This window comes from Butyricimonas sp. RTP31003st1_G1_RTP31003_210430, from assembly GCF_040920905.1.
In the GTDB taxonomy this organism is placed as follows: Bacteria; Bacteroidota; Bacteroidia; order Bacteroidales; family Marinifilaceae; genus Butyricimonas; species Butyricimonas paravirosa.
In genome coordinates this window covers 57029-80072 of the sequence record NZ_JBCOSQ010000018.1, presented here as the reverse complement: position 1 = coordinate 80072, position 23044 = coordinate 57029, and the positions used below count along the sequence as shown (strand labels likewise).

General features: G+C 44.8%; 15 protein-coding genes. 11 read left to right on the top strand and 4 right to left on the bottom strand.

The features are described from left to right. Positions 1–2168 (bottom strand): DNA translocase FtsK 4TM domain-containing protein (locus AB5542_RS07735; protein WP_368243024.1); only part of this gene is annotated, 2168 nt, incomplete at its 3' end. 223 nt (positions 2169–2391) lie between these two features. On the opposite strand from AB5542_RS07735, the gene AB5542_RS07730 reads away from it, so the two are divergent. After that, positions 2392–3861 (top strand): trypsin-like peptidase domain-containing protein, encoded by a 1470-nt coding sequence (locus tag AB5542_RS07730; RefSeq protein WP_229128293.1) that lies wholly within the window; start codon positions 2392–2394, stop codon positions 3859–3861. A gap of 98 nt (positions 3862–3959) precedes the next feature. Further along, on the top strand, positions 3960–4820 hold the full coding sequence (locus tag AB5542_RS07725) for an RNA polymerase sigma factor RpoD/SigA (protein WP_026207779.1): 861 nt from the start codon (positions 3960–3962) through the stop codon (positions 4818–4820). Between the two features lie 298 nt (positions 4821–5118). Here AB5542_RS07725 and AB5542_RS07720 read toward each other — a convergent pair whose 3' ends face one another. Next, a complete protein-coding gene (locus tag AB5542_RS07720) occupies positions 5119–5763 on the bottom strand; it encodes a DUF6266 family protein (RefSeq protein WP_279040258.1) in 645 nt (214 codons plus the stop codon). Between the two features lie 340 nt (positions 5764–6103). Here AB5542_RS07720 and AB5542_RS07715 point away from each other — a divergent pair, with 340 nt between their 5' ends. Then, a complete protein-coding gene (locus AB5542_RS07715; protein ID WP_279040256.1) occupies positions 6104–6733 on the top strand; it encodes a hypothetical protein in 630 nt (209 codons plus the stop codon). 315 nt (positions 6734–7048) lie between these two features. On the opposite strand, the gene AB5542_RS07710 is transcribed toward AB5542_RS07715, so the two are convergent. After that, positions 7049–7522, bottom strand: a complete 474-nt coding sequence (locus AB5542_RS07710) for a carboxypeptidase-like regulatory domain-containing protein (RefSeq protein WP_279040255.1) — start codon at positions 7520–7522, stop codon at positions 7049–7051. Positions 7523–7664: 142 nt separating this feature from the next. Beyond that, positions 7665–8180, bottom strand: coding sequence for an RNA polymerase sigma factor (locus AB5542_RS07705; protein WP_279040253.1), 516 nt, complete (start codon positions 8178–8180; stop codon positions 7665–7667). 538 nt (positions 8181–8718) lie between these two features. On the opposite strand from AB5542_RS07705, the gene AB5542_RS07700 reads away from it, so the two are divergent. The 8 genes from AB5542_RS07700 to AB5542_RS07665 all read left to right on the top strand — a co-directional run bounded on the left by AB5542_RS07700 (position 8719) and on the right by AB5542_RS07665 (position 23042). Beyond that, entirely contained in the window at positions 8719–9933 is a 1215-nt protein-coding gene (locus AB5542_RS07700; RefSeq protein WP_279040251.1) for a FecR family protein, read from the top strand. 90 nt (positions 9934–10023) lie between these two features. Continuing rightward, positions 10024–13404 (top strand): SusC/RagA family TonB-linked outer membrane protein, encoded by a 3381-nt coding sequence (locus tag AB5542_RS07695; RefSeq protein WP_279040250.1) that lies wholly within the window; start codon positions 10024–10026, stop codon positions 13402–13404. Positions 13405–13414: 10 nt separating this feature from the next. After that, positions 13415–14893 carry a RagB/SusD family nutrient uptake outer membrane protein gene (locus AB5542_RS07690; protein WP_270542777.1) on the top strand — a complete coding sequence of 493 codons (1479 nt, stop codon included), beginning with the start codon at positions 13415–13417 and terminating at the stop codon, positions 14891–14893. Positions 14894–14921: 28 nt separating this feature from the next. Beyond that, entirely contained in the window at positions 14922–15764 is an 843-nt protein-coding gene (locus AB5542_RS07685; protein ID WP_279040248.1) for a DUF4843 domain-containing protein, read from the top strand. Between the two features lie 24 nt (positions 15765–15788). Beyond that, a complete protein-coding gene (locus AB5542_RS07680) occupies positions 15789–17402 on the top strand; it encodes a PKD-like family lipoprotein (protein WP_162613857.1) in 1614 nt (537 codons plus the stop codon). Positions 17403–17478: 76 nt separating this feature from the next. Continuing rightward, on the top strand, positions 17479–18414 hold the full coding sequence (locus AB5542_RS07675) for an ABC transporter ATP-binding protein (protein WP_027203008.1): 936 nt from the start codon (positions 17479–17481) through the stop codon (positions 18412–18414). Positions 18415–18425: 11 nt separating this feature from the next. Further along, positions 18426–20726, top strand: coding sequence for a Gldg family protein (locus tag AB5542_RS07670; RefSeq protein ID WP_279040246.1), 2301 nt, complete (start codon positions 18426–18428; stop codon positions 20724–20726). 15 nt (positions 20727–20741) lie between these two features. Next, a complete protein-coding gene (locus AB5542_RS07665; protein ID WP_279040244.1) occupies positions 20742–23042 on the top strand; it encodes a Gldg family protein in 2301 nt (766 codons plus the stop codon). Positions 23043–23044: the final 2 nt, after the last annotated feature.

Below are 23044 nucleotides of genomic sequence, written 5' to 3'. Positions count from 1 at the left end.
CGTACCATCTCGCTATCCTTGGAAATCAACATATCCCCGCGGCCGATCAACTGGTTGGCTCCCGGTGAGTCCAGAATAGTGCGGGAGTCGATCATGGAGGCCACCTTGAAGGCTATTCGTGCCGGGAAGTTGGCTTTGATGACCCCGGTGATGATGTTCGTGGAAGGTCGTTGCGTGGCAATGATCATGTGAATCCCGACGGCACGGGCCAGCTGGGCGATACGGGCAATCGGTTGTTCCACCTCTTTACCTGCGGTCATGATCAAATCCGCAAACTCGTCTACCACTACTACTATATAAGGTAGATAACGGTGACCGTTGTTCGGGTTCAGTTGCCGTTTCACGAACTTCTCGTTATATTCTTTGATGTTTCTCACGTGAGCTTGTTTCAACAGATCGTAGCGGCTGTCCATCTCGATGCAGAGAGAATTGAGTGTGGCCACGACCTTGTCGTTATCGGTAATGATAGCTTCTTCTGCATCCGGTAACTTCGCCAAGAAATGTTTTTCGATGACGGAATAGATGCTTAACTCCACCTTTTTCGGGTCTACCATCACGAATTTCAATTGTGACGGGTGTTTTTTATACAAGAGCGATGTGATAATGGCATTCAAGCCCACGGATTTACCTTGTCCCGTGGCTCCGGCTACCAGCAAGTGGGGCATTTTTGCCAGATCGAACGTGTAAGGTTCATTCGAGATGGTTCGTCCCAGTGCTACCGGAAGGGCATATTTGGATTCTTGGAATTTCTTGGATGCGATGATTCCCCGCATGGAAACGACTTCCGGATTCTGGTTCGGCACTTCAATACCGATGGTTCCGGCTCCGGGGATCGGGGCAATGATTCGTATGCCTAAGGCTGACAAGCTTAACGCGATGTCATCTTCGAGGTTTTTGATTTTCGAGATTTTTATACCGGGAGCGGGGACAATTTCGTATAACGTGACAGTTGGCCCGATGGTCGCTTTGATCTTGGTGATCTCTATTTTATAATGGCGCAATGTCTCGATAATCGTGTTTTTATTCTCTTCGAGTTCTTCCGCTGTTACTTTTTGCGAACCGGAAGAGTGTTCTTCCAGTAATTCCAGCGGGGGATATTGATAATTCGATAAATCGAGAGTCGGGTCGTACTCCGTGTCCGGCATCAAGTTTTTGGTTAATTGCTCTTCCAGCTTGTCAGCCATAACGGTCAATTCAATATCGTCATTGGTGAGCGGGGGAGTATCTTCTCTGTGTTCATCTTGATTTTCGGGGTTCTTGTCCACGGATAAATCGAAGTGATGTTCTGTCGTGAATTCCTCTTCCGGATCATGCAATTCCAGTTTTTCTGATTCATCCGGATCGGTCGTGTCAAACTCATGACGGGGGAAAAGTTCATCTTCAACAGGCGGGACCGTTTCGATATCCAATTTCTCTTTTTCTTCAGTATCTATGTCCTCTTCTTTTTCTTGCAGGTCTTCCGGCTCTTCTGTTTTTGCCATTTCTTCTCGTTTCCGGGCAAGAGCGGCTTCTCGTGCCAAGGCCCTTTCTTCCTTGAGTTGAACCCGACGAGCGAAGTAATTCTTGATCATGGTCACGCATTTGTTGAAAGCGTTTTCGAAGCCAAAGAAAAGAATGGCTGCAAACGAAACAATCAACAGGAAGAATGAGCCAATCTCTCCGATAAATGAGTTAAGCCAAAAACACACGAAATAACCGTGAGCCCCGCCCGGGAATACGTATCCTGTGGGTAAGAACGTGAAAATATATCCCAATAACAAGGAGCACCAGATGATTAGGACAAAGCTAATGATGATCTTTTTCCCGAATTTCTTGATATTCCGTCCGGCAATACGTAGCCCGATGATAAATAGCAAGTAGCAGAATATGAATGACGAAACTCCGAACCACCGGTTTATGAGCAAATCGGAAAGAAACGCTCCTAGTTTGCGTCCCGGGTTTCCGACAACAATATCCGGGTTGGTCATTAATTCCCGGGTCTCTTTATCGATCAGACTCTGGTCCATGCCACCGGTGAAAAAGAAACCGACGAGGGACACCAGCAGGTAAATGGAAAATAGCATAAAAATCAGCCCAACAACTACACGTGTCCGGGGATCCTTCAGAAAATTAAAGGAATAGGGGGTACGTGTTTTACCACTCTTTTTATTGTTTATACGTGTTATCATGTAAATTGAAATTATCGAAATCGCAGGTACAAATATACAAAATGTAAAATTTAGAATTTAGGATTTGGAATGAAAAGATTTTGGCACGCTTCAAAACATAGTTAAGGTATATTAATTAAGAATTTCTTAATAGTCAGTTGGCAAGGATATTGCTAATATTGTAATATACAAACAAAATGTGGATACTTTACGTTTAATCTATAAAGGAGATAAAGATATGACAATGAGAAAATCATTTTTAAATTTAGGACTGGGGGTTGTTGGCGGTTGCCTTGCTTTCGTGGCGATAGATGCCATTCGAGGGGAAAGTGCTGCACCGGTTTCACAATTGGAAATTGCATCTCCCGCGGCGGTTCGTCCTGTTTCACTTGCGTCTAACACGGCTCTTCCTGTTGGGGGAGCGGGTAGCGTGGATTTGAGGGAGGCTGCCAAAAAGACAGTTCCGGCTGTTGTTCATGTCAAAACAGTACAAATGGGACGGGAATATATAGGTAACCCACTATTGGAGTTTTTTTACGGTTATGCCCCGCGTACACGGGAAACCCCGCAAAGAATGGGTATTGGGTCGGGTGTAATTGTCTCTGAGGACGGGTATATTATCACGAATAATCACGTGATCGACAAGAGCGACAAGATTACGGTGACCTTAGATAACAAGACGGAATACGAGGCCAAGGTAATCGGGACAGATCCTAGCACGGATATTGCTTTATTAAAAGTAGAAGCAAACGGACTTCCTTATCTGGAGTACGCGAATTCGGATGACGTGGAGTTGGGAGAGTGGGTTTTGGCCGTGGGTAACCCGTATAATTTAACCTCAACGGTTACAGCGGGAATTATCAGTGCCAAAGCGAGGGAATTGGGAATAAACCGGAGCCAGATGAGTCTGGAATCATTCTTACAGACAGATGCTGCCGTGAACCCCGGTAACAGTGGGGGTGCGTTGGTGAATGCCAAGGGAGAGTTGATTGGGATCAATACGGCAATTGAATCCCCGACAGGCTCTTACTCGGGTTACTCGTTTGCCGTGCCTTCGAATATTGCTCGTAAAGTTGTCGGGGATTTGAAGGAGTTCGGTACGGTTCAGAGAGCGATGATGGGAATATCCATGTGGAGAGACGAGTTGACGCCTGCCGTGGCGAAAGAACTGGGAACGGATGAAGTGAGCGGAATATATGTATATGACGTGATACCTAACGGGGCGGCAGCTAAAGCCGGAATAAAGAAAGGAGATGTAATCAAACGTATTAATGGTATCGAGATAAAGACAAGACCGGAATTCCAGGGCCAATTGGCTAAATATCACCCGGGAGCGACTATTTCCGTGACCGTGAGTCGTGGAGGAAAATTAAAAGATTTGGATGTGGTACTCCAGAATACGTATGGTGATGTTGCCTTGGTAGATAAGAATTATACCGGAATACTGGGAGCCACGGTGGAGCCGTTGAGTCGGGAGGACCGTTATCGCTATCGCTTGAACGGGGGAGTGAAAATTATAGATATAAAGAATGGCCCCTTTAAAGCGATTGGTTTGGATGAAGGATACATTATCGTGAAAATTAATAACACGGTGATTTATGATAAAGACGATTTGGTACGGGCGCTGAAAGCGGCAGAAAATGAGGGTGTTCTTGTGACAACTATCTCGCCGCGAGGACGTGTCGAGTACTACGCTTTATCTTTACAGAATTAAAAAACGTTAATATTGGAAAGGTGTCGATTTTAACATATTGGTTTATGGATAAATTGTTCTACCTTTGCGACATATTTGGGGGAGAATATTAGAAGACTATGAGACAGCTAAAGATAACAAAATCTATAACGAACAGAGAGAGTGCTTCTCTTGACAAGTACTTGCAAGAGATTGGTAAGGAGGATTTGATTACGGTTGAAGAGGAAGTTGAGCTTGCCCAACGAATCCGGAAAGGAGATCAACGGGCTTTGGAGAAACTGACTCGGGCAAACCTTCGTTTCGTGGTATCTGTTGCAAAACAATACCAGAATCAGGGGTTAAGCCTTCCGGACCTTATCAACGAGGGGAATTTGGGTTTGATTAAAGCGGCAGAGAAGTTTGATGAAACGAGGGGATTCAAATTTATTTCCTATGCCGTATGGTGGATTCGCCAATCTATCCTGCAAGCATTGGCAGAACAATCGCGTATCGTGCGTTTGCCCTTGAATCAAGTTGGATCTTTGAATAAAATCAATAAAGCATTTTCTCGTTTCGAGCAGGAACATGAACGTCGCCCGTCACCGGAAGAGTTGGCAGAGACTTTGGATTTACCGGCTGAAAAAGTTGCCGATACTTTGAGAGTGTCCGGCCGTCATATTTCCGTGGATGCACCTTTCGTTGAGGGGGAGGACAACAGCTTGCTCGATGTATTGGTAAACGATGATTCTCCTGTCGCGGACAAGACGTTAATTAACGAGTCCTTGTCAACGGAAGTCGAGAGAGCATTGGCCACGTTGACTGAAAGAGAACGCGATATTATTCGTTTGTTTTTCGGCATCAATTGTCAAGAGATGACATTGGAAGAAATCGGTGAGAAGTTCGGGTTAACCCGCGAACGTGTTCGCCAAATCAAGGAAAAGGCTATTCGCCGTCTGCGACACTCTTCCAGAAGTAAGCTACTAAAAACTTATCTAGGATAAATAAAAAGCGCCAAGTGGCGCTTTTTTTTATGTTTTTATTGACCTGTTATTGACATCGTTTTCGTTAATAGGTCAAGAGTATTGACAGTTTCACTTTACGTTATAAATCTAATGCACATAGAGAGGTCGTCTAACAAGTCTTATCCAGTGTTAAAACTACCCCCTCCAGCTCCCCCTTATACAGGGGGAGAGTTGATTACCAAGCGGTTTCTCCCCCTGTGTAAGGGGGAGTTAGTGGGGGTAGTTTTTCAAAATTGACTTTTTGGACAATCCCTCCTAAAATCAGCTTTTTCCCGTTTTACGCAGTTGTTATTTTCACGTGTTGGGAGGGAGAGGCCAGGTAACCGTTTTCTGAAGTGGCGAAAAGATAGACGTTACAATTTTCCACCGTCCAGATCTCGGGTAATTCGATCGAGGTTACCCCCGATTCTCCCCGCGCTCTTAATGATACGATCCCGCTGAGATTTGTCTTGGTTTCGAGGATGGATGCGTAGAGAAGATCCTTCGGGTCACTGTTCAGCAACGAGTTCGACTGTGCTTCTTGTTGGAACGTGAGCATCCTGCCGTCAGCGTTGTACGTTACCGTGACTTCGAAGAAACAGGGCAGTTTACCGCCCGATACCTGTAGCTTCTCGAGGTCAATCGTAGCCTCGTAGTTTTCATCCACTTCCACGAAGTTTTTGTTTGCTCTCACGAACTCGTTCGACGAGGAACGCCCCTTCGCTTTTTTAGGGAAACCGGTTCGAGTCGTTTCGATTAGTACCCGTGCTAATTGTACGAGCATCGTGAAGGTTGCTCGATGACGAAGTTGTTTCGGGGTTTTCGCGTTTTTTACGTGTGCGACTTTCGCCCGGGCGAATGTTTTACCGTGCATGATGTAATACGTTACATTTCCCACGGATTTTCTCAATTTTTCAGCCATTGGCGCTTGATATTCTGCCATAACTTTTAGGTTTTAAGTGATTATTAATTTGAAAGGATCCTTTCTTATATAATATAGGAAATGGTTTTAATACCCCGGTTGTAAAAGTTAAATAATGTTAGATACATTGATTCGCTAGCATCGTGTAGATAGGTGTATTTGTAATATGCTGTTTGCTCGTTGTTTGGCTAGGGTTTCTCCGTACTTTCTCCGTGCTTTCTCCGTGTCACTTGCGAGTGACGCTAGAAAAATATTTGTTTGAGAAAGGGGGTATTTTTGTCCAAAACTATATTTTAAGATAGAGAGAGGGTAGCATGACGAGAGGGAATTCAAATATTTCATGAATAAAAAAAAGAGAATTATGGCAAAAGTGGGAAATTGTTTAGGAGGTTTTTCCGGGAAAATCGGGAATGTAGTTTATTATTATTGTAACGGGAATTTGTACGCACGGCGTCGACCGTATAGGAAGATGTTGGTGAGGAGCAAGAACCAGCAATTATGGCAGAATCGTTTCAGTGCCTGTATTTCGTTCTATCGTTCATTGAATGGAGTTTGTTTGAAACCGATTTGGGAAAAGTTAGGTAAGTTGATGAGCGTGAATGGGCTAAATGCTTTTATCGCTTCGAATATCCAGGCTTTTAACGGGGAGATGGGCATTAGTAATTACGAGGAGATTCATTTTAGTAAAGGAGTTTTGAAGGTGCCTATGGGTTTCGAGATTAGGGAAAGAAAGGGAAACAAGTTGAAAGTGTGTTGGGATACGGGATGGCAGACTTCGCTTGATGCCGGTACGGATCGGCTTTGTGTAGGGGTGATTTATGATGACGAGCCTTTGCGTCCGTTGTTGGCAGAAAATGTGACGGGAATCCGGTCGGAAGGGATGGGAATGATCGAATTGAGGGAAGGAATTACGAAATGTTATCACCTGTATTGTTATTTCATGTCAAGGGATGGACGGTGTTATTCCGGCGACAAGTATTTCCGGGGATAAGGGAAAGGCGGTTTGCGGCGTGTTGACGAAAAGGGGGCGAGGGAACGTCACATGTTCCCTTGCTTGTAGCGAATGCTTTGAAGGTTTATAGGCCGAATGTTTGGGTGATATTGTTTCTAAATAAAGGACACCGTCGAAAGGCATCCGGGATGAATGAAATGTTGTTTTTTTATGACTTAATGTGTAGTAAGGTTAAATTATTCTTGTTATCGTTCATCTCTAGATTTGTTGAGTGGTGTCTAAGAATTGGGAGGATATAGAATGAAGTGCCCCCTAAAAGTTTTGTGTCTAACTTTTAGGGGCACTTCATTTGTGTCATACTATACGGAGGTTCAGAGATTTGTTTGAGGGCGTAACCCGAATCCGTGGTGATTTCTCTATATAATACAGACGTGTGTGCCAGGGGCCAATAGCCTTGTATTCTATTGTTGGTTCGTTTATTACCGGATCGTTTTGCGAGATTTCGAAGTTAAAAGAATCGTCCTGTAAGACCACGTTAATAACACTTCCAAAACTTCTGACTCCAACTTTCAAGGTTTTCATACCTAAATACGAAAATATGAGCGTGTCTCCAGGTATGGCGTAGATCGTGTAATGACCGTCTAAATCGGTTGTGGTGCCGATGTTGGTACCCTGAATTACCACGGTTGCCCCGATGATCGGATTTCGGGCCCAGTCAGTTACGGTTCCCGTGATCCCGAATTGTGCGAATGCTTGGCTTAGCGGACTGAATCCCAGTAATAAAATGAATAGTACGAGTACTCGTTTTGATAATAATTTAGATTTCATAGTTGTAGAGTTTTAATTAAACATGACTGTTACTTGGAACAGCTTGATTTTAAATAAAAGACACCACTCGAACCGAGTGAGGATGAATGAAATGTGAATATTTTAACCGGGTTAAATGTTTGTGCCTATGTAAAATACGCTTTCATGGCTGATCAAGCTCGTAATCATTCGAATTGAAATATTCTCTCAATTTGCGGATCGCTGCATATTTGAGTGTTTTGATCGTGTTCACGGAAACACCCATGACTTTTGCGATTTCCTTGTTCTCGTACCCTGACAGGATGAGGCGCATGATACGAGCGCTTTGTACGGGTAGCAGATCGATGGCGTGTATCAAAATTTGATTGATCTCTTCTTCGATCAACATATTAAGTACTTTTGGATGTTCAAATTCCTCTACCTCAAGATGGTTGTAACGTTGTTTCTCTCTTTGTGAGCCTCGCAGGTAATTTAAGGCTTCATTTTTAATCATGGTATATAGGAAGTTATCCGTGGATTTAATGTTTTCATAGTTTGCCCGGTTTTTCCAAAATTTGATAATGACTTCTTGAGTGATGTCTTGTGCGATGTCGGGAGAACCGATAAAGCGTAGGGCGACAGCACACATGGATGAGTAGTGTTTTCGAATGAAAATTTCTAGCTGTTGATCTTCTCTCATAATTTGTAACACTTATATGGACGGTATGGTTCGTGTGGAGTTTACGTCATGAGGTATCGTTGAAACGATGGGAGCATGTTGATTGAAATATCCTTTTTTATTTCTTCTTGGATGTGGGTTATGAAGTAAGATTTGTCTTGATAATACAATTTGGATAAAAATTCGGTGTGAACAAAGTGTTACAAGGTTGGTAACGGTGTTTTTCTTAAACGGATGATAGAAAATAACGCTTTGGGGCCTATTCTCAGACAATCTGTAATAAGTGTTAAATGTAGAAAGTGTTATCATACACAATATAGGATATTTGTTCGACACGGTATATTATTATAGACACCGCCCGAAATCTTGAGGGATGAATGAAATCCCGTTTTTTTATTAATAATGATTTTATCAGTTCAAGTATTTTTTGAAGGTTTTCGATTTCGTCCCGTGTGGCTATATTTTTGATGAGAGTTGATATAAAATGCAGAAAAAAGTATAATCCGGTTCATCCCGTTGTTCAACTAGTGGTGTCTATATACCAAATGCAAGATGATATATGGTGATGAAGAGAGAACAAATACTAGCAAGGGTTATTATTCGTGTACGCTTGGGAATGGCTACTGAAGAGGAGCGGGAGCTTTTGGGAAAGTGGTTGGATGAAGAGGTAGCTAATCGAAGGTTGTATAGAAATATTATTAGAGGAAGAAGTATTGCCGGAAGGTTAAGATTGGAAGATGAAATTAACCAGACCACTGATTTTCAGAAGGTGTACGAGGAAGTGGCTCGACGTTTAGCCGTGCATCGTTCTCGTCGGTACTCGTTGAGACGGATTGTTGTGGTTAGCGGGGCAATTGCCTCATGTCTCGTGGGGATTTTCGTGGCTTTACATCCTTTGATAAAAGTGGAGGTACACGAATCGATAAGTGTGCAGGGGGAACTGAAAGAGATGAAGATCGTGAAGGAGAAAGTGATGCTCGTACTGGGAAATGGGGAGCGTATCGGGTTGGTGAAACAGGTCCCCGATAGTTTGAAACTGGAACAGGCAACTTTGATTGGTACGAAAGGAGGTTTACACTATGAGGCAAATACGGATTCAGTACCGGAGCAGGAAGAATTCCACCGAATAGAAACAGCCGTGGGGGGAGATTTCTTTGTCGTGTTGAGTGACGGTACACGGGTGTGGTTGAATTCCACGTCTGAATTTGTTTATCCGGTACAGTTTATTGGTGATCGCCGGGTTGTACAGTTGAAGGGAGAGGCATATTTTGAGGTGAAGCATGATCCTGCCCGGCCATTTATTGTACAGGTTCGGGATGTTGAAACTCGGGTATTGGGGACTGCTTTCAATGTTAGTGCTTACGAAAACGAGGAGTCGGTTTACACGACCTTGCTGACAGGGAAAGTACAGGTCTGTTTAACGGATCAGAGGTCCGACATCCCGTCAATGGTGTTGAGACCGGGTATGCAATCTTGTTGGAAAAAGGAAACGGGAGAATTTTCAGTGCGGAAAGTGGACACGAAAAATGTGGTAGCTTGGCGTTACGGGGAATTCGTGTTTGATGAGGACGATATTGAAGTGGTGACCCGGATGTTGTCCCGTTGGTACGAGGTTCGTTTCGTGTATGACGGGAAAAGAAAGGGGCGGCACACGTTTAGCGGAAAGATGAGTAAGGATGAGAAGTTGGAATCTATCTTAAAAATATTGACTCTGGCGGGAGGGCCGGAATTTAGGGTGGAAGATGGAATTGTACATATTATAGAGAAAAGGTGAAAAAGAAATGCCGGAAATGTTTCGGAGGCATTTCCGGCTTGGGACCTTGTTGATAACAAGGCACTTGTTTAATTAAAACAGAACAAAGTTATGAAAAAAAACTGCAAAGCAAAAGTGTTTTGTGGACTTTCGGTGATGCGTGGTGCGTTATGCGGATTGTTATTACTATCCTTAACCACGTTGTTTACTCACTCACCGGTCTACGGACAACAGAATGTGAAAAGAATTTCTTTAAAGCTTGAAACGACCAGTTTGCTTGAGGCGTTACGCGAGATCAACCGGTTGGGAGACAATGTGGTTGTATTTAAGAAAGAGGAGGTGGAGCGGGAAACCAAGCGAGTGACGGTTGACCTGAAAAACGTGACAGTTAAGGCCGCGGTAGAGGCCTGTGTGGAGGGGACCGGATTAACTTGTGTGGACTTTGAGGGAAAGGTAGTCGTGACTCCTCGGCAGCAACCGACTTCGATCACGGTTACGGGAACCGTGCGGGATGTGAACGGTGAAGTTCTACCGGGGACAACGGTAATCGTGAAGGGGGATTCTCTGTTCTTGGGGACGAGTACAGGAGCTGATGGTGCATATCGGTTGACGATGCCGACAAGCGTGACGACGTTGGTATTTTCTTTCGTGGGTTATAAACCGAAGGAAGTGACTGTCGGTGGACGTACGAAGATCGACGTGGTGTTGGAAGAGGAGGTGAAAAGCGTGGACGAAGTGGTCGTGACGGGTATATTTACCCGTAAGGCAAGTAGTTACACGGGTGCGGTTGTCACGATGACAGCCAAGGATATTATGCGGGCCGGAAATCAAAATCTGTTTCAGAGTCTGAAGAATCTTGACCCGTCGTTATTTATTATGGATAACTTGGAGATGGGTTCGAACCCGAATGCGATTCCGGAGATGAAGATGCGGGGTATATCGAGTTTCCCGCTGGAAGAGACAGGCGTCCGCTTGAAGGGAAATTATAAAAATAGTCCGAATCAACCGTTGTTTATCCTTGACGGGTTCGAGGTGACGGCGGAGCGGGTAATGGATATGGATATGAACCGGATTGAGAGTGTAACCTTGTTAAAAGATGCTTCCGCGAAAGCCATCTACGGTTCTAAAGCAGCTAATGGGGTGGTGGTGATCACGACGAGGCGTTTGGCCGGTAACGAACAGCGGGTGACTTACACGGGAAGTGTGGATATACAGATGCCGGATTTGAGTAGTTACAATTTGTGTGATGCAGAGGAAAAGTTGGAAGCGGAACGTATTGACGGGATTTATGATGATGCTAATTTTCTGTTATACACGCAAAAGCAGATGTTGTATCAGCAGCGGAAACAATTGGTTGCAGCAGGATTAGACACCTATTGGTTATCGAAACCTTTGCGTACGGGTGTGGGGCACAAGCACAACTTGAGCGTGGAATTGGGAGATGCCGAGACATTAAGAGCCGTGCTGGACGTGTCCTACAATCAAGTTATCGGTGTAATGAAGGGATCCGATAGACGGAATATTTCCGGTTCATTGGATTTGTCTTATCGGAGAAATGACTTGATTTTTAGCAATACAATGACTGTAAATAGTAATAAAAGTTATGACTCCCCTTATGGCGCTTTTAGTGATTACGCGAAGATGAATCCCTACTGGCGGGCAAAGGATCCCGAAACGGGACAGGTGGTGCGTTGGGCTGAAGATCGGATTCCCAACCCGATGTATGATGCCGAGATCGGTACGTTAAAAAAGGAGTCTTACGTGGATTTTTTGAATAATTTTCAAGTGGAATGGAGAGCGTTGAATGGTTTGATCTTGAGAGCTCGTGTGATGTTGTCTTTTAAGCGGAATGATGGTGACGAGTTCTTACCGGCTGCGCATTCAAGTTTTGCTAATATTACGAAAGACTCTCCGGTGGAGGAACAATTACGAAAAGGATCTTATCGTTTGGATAATGGGAAAAGTAGTAACGTGTCCGGTGATTTACATGGGAATTATGCAACCACGATAGGTAAACATTCTATCTTGGCAATGGGTGGTTTTGGAATATCCGAATATTCATACGAGGCTTACGTGCATAAGGCCGAAGGGTTCCCCAATAGCCAGTCTGCAGATATTACATTTGCTCGTCAGTATGCCTTGGACAGTCGTCCGGAAGGATCGTCATCTTTGCGTCGGGAGATTAATTTCGTGTTGGGAGGTGGTTACAGCTATGACGACCGGTATTTTCTAGATTTTAACGTGCAGACCAGTGCTTCCTCGCTTTACGGAAACGATAATCGTTGGGCTACGGGGTGGTCCGTGGGAGTTGGATGGAACTTGCATAACGAGCATTTTTTCCCATGGAAGGATTTGGTTCGTCAATTTAAAGTTCGGGGTTCGATCGGATTAACCGGAAATCAGAATTTTGATACCAATGAAGCAGTGGCAACTTACCAGTATTACACGGATGCGAATTATTTGGGTATGACGGGATCCTATTTAGGGCGCTTGGCAAACCCCTCGTTGAAGTGGGAACAGAAAAAAGATTATAACGTGGGGGTTGATGCAACGATTCATAGGGCCACGTTACGTTTTGATCTTTACCGGGCCGATACGGAGAATATGTTGACGGATGTTTCTGTGCCGACAAGTACGGGATTTGCGACCGTGAAAGATAACTTGGGACTGGTACGGAATAGTGGAATTGAGGCTTATCTTTCTTATGGAGTGTTGCAACAGAACCGAACATTCTTGACCGTTTTCGGTTCATTGGTGACCACGAAGAACAAAATTATCCGGTTGTCGGAAAGTATGCGTGCATTCAACGAATTGCGGGATAAGATGGCTTCGGATAAAGCAAATAATCGTCCGGTGCTGAAATACGTGGACGGGGAGTCCATGGAGACTATCTGGGCTGTGCGCTCTGCCGGGATCGACCCGATGACAGGACAGGAACTTTATATTCGTCAGGATGGTTCACTGACCTACACGTATTACGAATCGGATTTATACCCGGTAGGTAATTCATTACCCAAATACAGGGGAACTTTCGGTTTCACTTTCGAGCATAAAGGATTTGGTGTCAGCACGACTTTCCGTTACCAAGCCGGGTATCAGTATTATAATAGGACATTGATAGACCGGGTGGAGAACGTGGACATGAATTATAATGTTGACAAACGGGCATTGTACGGTCGTTGGAAAGAACCGGGACAGGTAACTCCTTTTAAACGTTTGGGAACTTTCCGGTATGACGATGATCCCTTGTCACGTCAGGAGATGACAAGGGCAACTTCTCGTTTCGTGCAGGATGCGAAGGAATTGACTTGGGGATCGTTGAACGTGTATTATGATTTTCAGGCGAATATACTTAAATATCTTCGAATGAAACGATTGAGAGTGTCTTTCTATATGGAAGAGATCTCGAAAATCTCATCTATAAAGGCCGAGAGAGGGTTTGATTATCCTTTTGCCAGAACGATGTCGTTTTCGCTTATTGGAACATTTTAATTAGTTAGATATGAAGACAATAATAAAAAATATCGTGTTGTGTGTGATATTATGCACGATGGTGGCTTGTGATAGTTGGCTGGACACGACACCCCCTTCGCAAGTACCGGAAGAAGATCAGTTCGATGATGAATTTGGTTTCCGGCAGGCCCTGATCGGTTGTTATATCGGTATGGCGGATGTTGATTTATACGGGAAACAGCTCACGTGGTATTCTACGGAAATGCAAAGCGGGCAGTACACGATTCACTCGCAGGCTTACGTGTATGCAATGGGAACCTACCAGTACACGGCCCAGCGGGCATTGAGTATGCTTAACAGTGTTTGGCAGAAGGCGTATAACGTGATTGCCAACGTGAATAACGCGTTGAAATTTATAGATAAGCGTCAGGGGGTGTTGGATCCGGCTTCTTACCGGATGATTAAAGGCGAATTGTTAGCTATTCGTGCCATGTTGCATTTTGATATGATGCGCTTGTATGGGTACGGGAATTTGGCTGGTCGAACGGATAAATCAACGAAACCAACCGTGCCGTACGTGACGGATTATGACAAAGAGATGACTCCCCAGTTGTCGTATGATCAGACGATAGAATTGATTGTTAAGGATTTGACAGATGCTTTGGGATTATTGGATGATGAGCCTATCACGGGAAAACATCCTGCAGATTATTACGATGCGTTGAATGACGACGGGTTCTTCAGTGACCGTACTTTCCGGTTGAATTATTTCGCCGTGAAAGCTTTATTGGCAAGAGTATATATGTGGGAGGGAAGTGATGCATCCATCGCTTTGGCTCGTCAAGAAGCGTCGGATGTGATTCGTGAAGGCGAGCGTTTAGGACTCTACCAGTGGGTGACGACAGATTTGGTAAGTACAGACCCGATTCATTCCACGGAACATATTACTTCTTTAAATATTCCGGCATTCACGGATCGTTTGACGGATTATTATCTTTATAATTTCTTGGAAGGTACGGCGTATGAAGCTATCAAATTGAGTGAGGATAATTTGCTTAATATTTACCAAGAAACGGGAAGTGGGGAAAATGCCGATTACCGTCGGGAAAAGTTATTCTTCAGGAATTCCAACGGGTATTATACACCGTTAAAGTTAGCGCAGGATCGTTCATCGGGATATTTAAAACTAAACCGCATGCCTTTGATCCGTCTTCCGGAAATGTACTTGATCGTGGCCGAGAGTTATTTGCGAGGAGCAAATATTGATTTGACCGAGGCCGTGTCTTATTTGAAGACGTTGCGGGAGAATCGTTCGAACTATATTGATATTAGTGGCTATACACGAGACGAGTTATTAACATGCCTGATGAATGAATATCGGCGGGAGTTCTTGTGCGAGGGGGTGTCCTTCTTCTATTTCAAGCGTATTGGAGCAGCGGATATTCCCAACTCGACCATCGTGATGAGTGACGAAAAATATTTGTGGCCTTATCCCGCTATTGAACGGGAAATGGGACGTGTTCAATGATGATTAATAATGCTATAAATGAAAGGATATGAACAGATTTAATTTTCTGTACGCGATATGTTTTCTTTTGAGTGGTTTGCTATGCGGCGGTTGCTCGAAAGTGGGAATAGATACGTTTGACGAAACCCAAGCCACGGTAACGGTTCCATGGAATGTTGTAGATGTGAGGACTTATCCGGGGTATAACTCCTTAACGAAGACTTTTGACCAGGCTTATTCGTTTTGGAGTGATCCGGAAGAAGAGACGATGGTGGTGAATATCCCGTTAAAGTTGGTGGGTGACGTCCGGGATTACGACCGGACGGTAGGGTACACGATCGTCCGGGATAGCAGCCGATTGTTGGAAGGATCGTATAAGGTGTTGAATGCCGTTATTCCCGCCGGGGAACGTTACGGGTATCTCACGCTGGAATTGCCGAAATTAGTTGAATTGGAAGACACGACGTGTATGATGGAAATTGTGTTGGGTGCTTCGGAATATTTCGTGGCCGGCCCACCGGAATATACACGCATTAAGTTTTCGTGGGATAATCAATTACCGATGCTTCCCAGTGGTTCATTTTATGCCCGAACTTATAATTTCTTAATAAATGCAGGGCAAAGTATGAATCTGGCGAACTATAATTATTATAGCCGGAATGCGCATAAGGCGATACTGGCCGCTTTAGGGTGGCCGTGGCAGGCGGACCAGTGGCCCCAGTATAACCGGATGGACCCGGATGGGTATATGTTCTATAATACGGCAATCACGAATGCTTACTACGAGTTGTTACAGAAGTATCTGGATGATTACGAACAGGAACATGGAACCCCATTGTTGCATGATGGAGGACTTGCTATAAACCAACCCGTGAGAGCGCGAAAGTTTTGATAAAACGGATTAAAGATAATGAAGATGAAAACAATATATTACCTGTTGTTGCTCGTGTTGGGATACGGCCTCGTGTCGTGTTATGACGACAAGAGTACCTATGACACGAAAGAAATTCCTAACGTGGAACTAGACCTGAATGGTGTGTCGGAAACGCAGTACGTGGCGTATTTGGGCAAATTGCATATTGATATTCCCGTGAAGAAAAACGGAACCCCGGACCATCCGGATTTGGAATATAAATGGGAGATCGAGTTAAGTTCGTCAGCGGGATTGAGAGAAGTGTTGTCGAACGAACGGGTGCTTGACACGATTGCTTCCATGCCGATTCAGGCTAGTGGTTACACGTTGACCTTGGAAGTGACGGACAAAGTTTCCACGCTTAAATATTATTCTGTCTTTTCTCTAGTGGTGGAGAGCCAATTCGGGGAAGGTATTATCGTGGCTCATTCCCGTGATGGGGAGACCTCCGATTTGTCGTTAATCATGGATAAAGACATTAGCAAGGGATTCACGGGAACGGAGAAAATTCAATACGATGATATTTTCACCTCTAAGGGGGAGCCTTTGGGTGATTGGATTGATAACGTGGCCTATACCGTGTCGGGAGCGACATGGAGTACCTATCAGAATATCCTGTGGATGGCCGGAAGGAATGGATTGTTCCGGGCTGATTGCCGGGACTATTCCTTCTTGGAAACGGGTAAAATTATTCCTTTTGTGACCGAGACATATACTTCCGGACATTTCTATTTGGCACCTCAAACGACGATTCTCGTGATGAATAATCAGGTGTACCAGCATCTTCGTCAGAATGATGCGATATTCATCAAACCGGAAGTGGTTTCCGACTTGGGCGGTTTGCAGTCCAATTACGTGGATAATCGAGTGGTTGCCGCGGCCACGGGCGATGGGACTCATTCCAGTGGATCGTCGATCTGGTATGATTCACAGGTAGGACGTTTCGGGCGTTTTAACGGGGCTTTCTCGCAGAACAAATGTTCGTTGTATTCCTCTTCTGAGAATGACGACAATTTCCCCTTCGATCCTTCTGCCGTGCCGGGTAAAGAAGCCGTGGCTGGAGGTTTCATGAATAGCTCTTCCTTGGTGATGGTGTTGAAGGATAAAGTATCGGGAGAATATTCTCTTTACACGTTCTTTACTAAAAATCAGGATAATACGTTGGTTAACCCGACACCGAGTTACTTGTATTCGGTTCCGGCAGCCATCAAGGATTTGTTGGATCGTTCCGTGTCAATTTGTTTCAGTACAGTAGATCCTATTATGTACGTGGCAACGGCCAGAGAGATTCATGCGGTTCGTTTGAATATAGATGGTTCGCTTGCCTCCTCATTGAAATACACGGCGGTAGCAGGAGAGAATATCACTATTCTGAAATTCTACACACAAGGAAGATATAATGTCAATTCGGAAGACTTTGACAGTGACACGGAAAGTTTGCTGACCTTACCGTTGAACACGAAAGCCGTGATGATGGCAACGCAGGCATCGGATTCGGAAGGATATGTTTACCTGATTCCGCAAAAGGATCCGGGAACGGGAAATCTGGATGAGGAAAAGCAGGTGAAATATGATGGTTTCGGGAAGATTTCAGATATAACAGCTCAAGGAAGATAGTTTATAATAATACAGGCGGGTAAGGTGTGACGAAAGCCTTACCTGCCATAATAGTTAATTTTTTAAAATGAATAACATGGAGAATCCGGTTGTAAAGGTGGAACATTTGTCTCACCGTTATAGTGTGCAATGGGCGATACGGGATATTAATTTCGAGATTTACGAGAAGGGAATATTGGGATTGTTGGGATCGAACGGAGCGGGTAAATCGACAACGATGAATATCATGTGTGGTGTGTTGAACCAGACAGAAGGGGAAGTGTATATTAACGGGATTAATTTTCGGGAGGACCCGATTGCGGCTAAAATGAATATTGGTTTTCTACCACAGAAACCCCCGTTGTACACGGATTTGACCGTGGAAGAGTATTTAGCCTATTGTGCGGATTTGCGTTCGGTCGCTCCTAAAAAGATTCGTTCTTCGGTGGACTACGCGATGGAGAAATGCGGGATCACGCATTTCCGAAAACGGTTGCTGAAACATTTATCGGGAGGTTACCAGCAACGAGTGGGTATTGCGCAGGCAATCATACACAATCCGAAGTTCGTGGTATTGGATGAACCGACGAATGGACTTGATCCGAATCAGATCCTGGAAATTCGGGAATTGATCAAGGAGATTGCTACGGATCGTTCCGTGCTACTTTCCACGCATATCTTGTCGGAGGTGCAGGCCACCTGTGACCACATCAAGATGATCGAGGAAGGGCAATTGGTATTCGCGGGGACGATGGATGAGTTTAACAATTATATCCAACCGAATTCGTTCGTGGTGGTACTGAAGAATCCGCCGAGAATGACCGAGTTGGAACACGTGCCGGGAGTTAGTCGGGTGGAGGCAATAAATTCGAAAAGTTTCAGGGTATGGTTTGATACGGATGATGACGTGACAGCTCGTATGGTACACGAGAGTGTCAGCCGGGGATGGGAGTTAAGCGAGGTTTCCGTGGAACGGAGTTCTCTGGATGAAGTGTTCGCTCGCTTGTCGGGAAAAAGTAAACGTGAATCATAAGTTCGTGTAGTATGAGAAAAATATTCAAGATAGCGTTGACAGAGTTATGCACTCTGTTCTATTCCCCTATCGCGTGGTTAGTCCTTATTATCTTTACTGTTCAGGCGTGCATGACCTATTTCCGTTTAGTGGACATTATGTTGATGCAGCAATTTAACAAGCCTTTATGGTATAGTATAGCAAAAGAGATGTACACGGGAAATATGGGATTGTTCCCGAATATGTTGGTGCATCTTTACCTGTATATTCCTTTATTGACCATGGGATTGATGAGCCGGGAATATAGTAGCGGTTCTATCAAATTATTATATTCTTCACCGGTGTCCAGCATACAGATTATCTTCGGGAAATTTCTTTCCATGATGATATACAGCCTTATTCTGGTGGGTATTCTCTTTTTGTTTGTTGGGTTCACGGCATGGAACGTGCCTTCTTTTGATATGTCGTTGGCCTTATCGGGGTTGCTGGGAATTTATCTGGTGATCTGTTCTTATGCAGCGATAGGACTGTTCATGTCTTGTCTGACTTCCTATCAAGTGGTAGCGGCTGTTGCCACGTTAGGGGCTTTGGCTTTCCTGAATTACGTGGGAAGAATGGGACAGGAAGTTCCTTTTATTCGGGACATCACGTATTGGCTGTCAATTTCCGGACGTTCCGACGAATTAATCAACGGTTTGATCAGCAGTGAGGATGTGTTTTATTTCCTCATTGTGATCGGTCTTTTCCTGACGCTTTCGATTATGGTCATCTTGTCGGGAAAACGCAAGTTATCAAAAAGTATGGCTTTTACCCGTTATACCGGGGTGATCGTGTTGGCGATGCTATTGGGGTACGTGACCTCCCGACCGGGATTGCAATGTTCTTACGATGCCTCGTCCATTAAACTGAATAGTCTGAATCCGGTCAGTCAGGAGATTATGGAAAAAATGGAGGGAGGACTGACAATCACGACATACGTGAATCTTTTGGAAGGTAATTTTTATCGGGGGGCTCCTTCGGAAAGGAATAGTGATGCAAATCGATTTAAAAAGTTTATTCGTTTCAAACCGAAAATTCAGATGAACTACGTGTATTACTATGCCGACGCGGGAAACGAGGTTTTGGAAGATCGTTTCCCCGATTTGAACACGCAACAACGAGCGTGGAAAATGGCCGTCATGGAAGATTTGGATATAGAGATGTTTCTGAGCCCGGAACAGGTAGCCCAACAGGTTGATCTTTCGGGTGAAAAATATCGTTTCGTGCGTTTGTTGGAACGGGAAAGCGGGGAAAAGACCTTTTTGCGGATTTTCGATGATAGTTACATTTATCCGAGGGAAGGAGAAATCTCCACGGCCATGAAACGTTTGGTGACGAAAGCCCCCAAGGTCGTTTTTCTGACCGCGCACGGGGAACGTGATATTCAACGGGCAGGAGACCGGGACTACTACACGTTTGCCATAGACCCGACTTTCCGTCATTCTTTGATTAATCAAGGGTTTGACGTGGATAGTATAACCTTGATGGGGGATCGGCCGATACCCATGGATATTGACGTGTTAGTTGTTGCAGATTTACAGCGTCCTTTGTCAACAGGTGAGTTGGCCCGGCTCGAAGAATACATAGCGAAAGGCGGGAATATTGTTATTGGCGGGGAACCGGGAAAATCGGATTTGATGAATCCTCTTACGGCTTCTCTGGGCGTGAGTTTCCTGCCGGGAACTTTAGTACAACCGACGAAAGCTTACGATGATAATTTGCTGGTTTGTTCTTTTGTTGAGGAGGGTGTGAATGTCGTGACTCCTTTGCGGGGACTATGGCAACAAAAATATGGGGTTACGATGCCGGGAGCTGCCGCGTTAAGTTACAAAAACGGACATGGTTTCAACGTGTATCCTTTGCTAAAGACAAAAGACGAGGGAAGTTGGAACGAGTTAACCACCGTAAATTTTACGGACGAAAAAGCTGTATTAAATCCGGAAATCGGGGAGCAAGAACAGTCCTACCCGACGATGCTTGCCTTGACTCGTAACGTGGGAGACCGGGAACAGCGGATATTCGTGTTAGGTGATGTTGATTGTATCAGTAATGCCGAGTTATTGATGTCTAGAGTTGGGATGAAAACGAGTAATTTCTCTTTAATCACGGGTATGTTCCGGTGGTTGAGCTACGGGGAATTCCCGATCGTTTTGTCGAATATACCGCCCGTGGATACGGTGTTGGAATTGAGTAAGGACACGGTACCTTATGCGAAATTTGCTTTCACGTGGGGATTACCCATCTTGTTCGCGTTGGGGTATTTTGGCGTGTGGTTTAAAAGAAGACGGAGATAACGTAATTGTAAACGAATGAGAAAGATATTGAAAATAGCGGGAAATGAGTTGCGCGCTCTCTTTTGTTCTCCCGTGGCTTGGTTTATTTTAGTGATATTTGCCGTTCAGTCGGGAATGACTTTTACCGACTTGTTCCGGAGTGTTTTGCGACAACAATTTATGGGGGAACCGATAGAATATAGTATCACGACGGCTCTGTTAACAGGAATGTCGGGAACATTTACGGTGATACAACAATATTTGTATCTATATGTTCCCTTGTTGACGATGGGATTGATGAGCCGGGAATTTGGTAGCGGTTCGATTAAACTCCTGTACTCGTCCCCCGTGACAGCGGGACAGATCATTTGGGGAAAATTCCTTTCTATGATGGTTTACGGGTTGATATTGATGGGCGTGTTGCTGGTTCTGGTTCTTTTTGCTTGTTGCACGGTGGAATCATTTGATCTTTCTGCGGCCTTATCGGGTTTACTCGGATTGTATTTGTTAATGTGTGCTTATGCGGCAATCGGGCTTTATATGTCCAGCCTGACCTCTTATCAGGTTGTGGCGGCCGTGGGAACGTTGGCCGTGTTAATCGTGCTGAATTTCATCGGTAGTGTGGGGCAGGATATAGCTTTCGTGCGTGAAATCACGTATTGGTTGTCAATCAAGGGGCGGGCAACCGTGTTCATTGACGGGTTGATATGTAGTGAGGACTTCCTGTATTTTGTCGTGGTCATTCTCTTTTTCCTGACGTTGGGAATCATGAAGATCGAGGCTCACCGGGCAAAACGGAGTCAAGTGATGACGGTAGGACGTTATCTTGTTGTGATTGCAGTTACCGTGGCATTAGGGTATATGACTTCTCGTCCCACGTTTTTATGGTATTATGATGCGACAGCGAGTAAGACGCAAACATTGACTAAAGAAAGTCAAAGTATACTGGAAAGGATGAAAGACGATTTGACAATTGTCACTTACGTGAATCTTTTGGGAGATAACTCTTCTTACGGGATGCCCCGTTCCCTGAAGAGTGACATGGAAAACTTCAAACCGTACATCCGTTTCAAATCGAATATCGAGCTGAAGTATGTGTATTATTATAAAAAAGCGTCTTCCTACATACGAGAACGGTATGCAGACGTGAGCGACCGGGAGGTGGCCGAAAAATATGTTGATCAGATGAAATTGAATCTGAAAATGTTTTTATCTCCCGAAGAGATCGAGGCCCAGATTGACCTTGCTCCGGAAGGTTATCGTTTCGTGCGGCAGTTGGTGTTACCCGATGGTTCGGCCACTTTCCTGCGGTTGTATAATGATATGTTTGTACATCCGATGGAGGCAGAGGTTTCCGCGGCTCTGAAACGCCTGATCATGGAGGTACCCAAGGTGGCTTGTCTTACGGGACATGGCGAGCGGGATATGAACAACGTGGGAGATCGGGATTATTATGCTTTTGCCAAGAATCCGACTTTTCGTTATGCTTTAGTAAATAATGGTTTTGATGTGATCGCCTATCGCATGACCGAGGGGGAGGAGATTCCGGAAGATATTCGTATTCTGGTGATTGCTGATGTGAAACAACCGTTGACCGAAAGCGAGTTGGAAAAGATTGACCGCTACGTGGCCCGTGGAGGAAATTTGTTGATTGCGGGAGAACCGGGGCGTCAGGAAGTAATGAATCCTTTGGTGGAACGTTTCGGGGTGCAGTTTATGCCCGGTGTTCTGGTACAACCCAGTCGGGATTTCGATCCGGATCTGATTCGGGGTGAATTGACAAAAGATGCCGCGGAGATGTCCCTTAACTATGCCGATTTGCAGAAGAAAAAACGGGTGATCACGATGCCCGGAGCCACAGCGTTAAACTATACAATGGATAAAGGTTTTATGGTGCGTCCTGTTTTGACCACGCGTGACACGGGATGTTGGAACGAGATAGAAACCCGGGATTTATTGAATGAGCCGGTAGAACTCAACCCTGTTGCCGGGGAAAAAGAAGGTGTTTACCCGATAGCCTTGGCTTTGAGCCGGAAGATGGGAAACCGGGAACAACGGATTATCGTGTTGGGAGATGCGGATTGTATCAGTAACTCCGAACTGATGATGTACCGGAAGGGTATCAAGGCGTCCAACTTCTCGTTGATCACGGAGTCCTTCCGTTGGTTGACGGATGGGGAATTCCCGGTGAATACCCGTCGTCCCGATCCTGCCGATACCTCGATTTCACTGGAATTGTCATCTATGAAGTGGGTGAAAGTGATGTTCGTGGGGATATTACCCCTGTTATTAATTGGTTGTGGAATATTAATCTGGCACCGTAGGAGGGGTAGATAAAA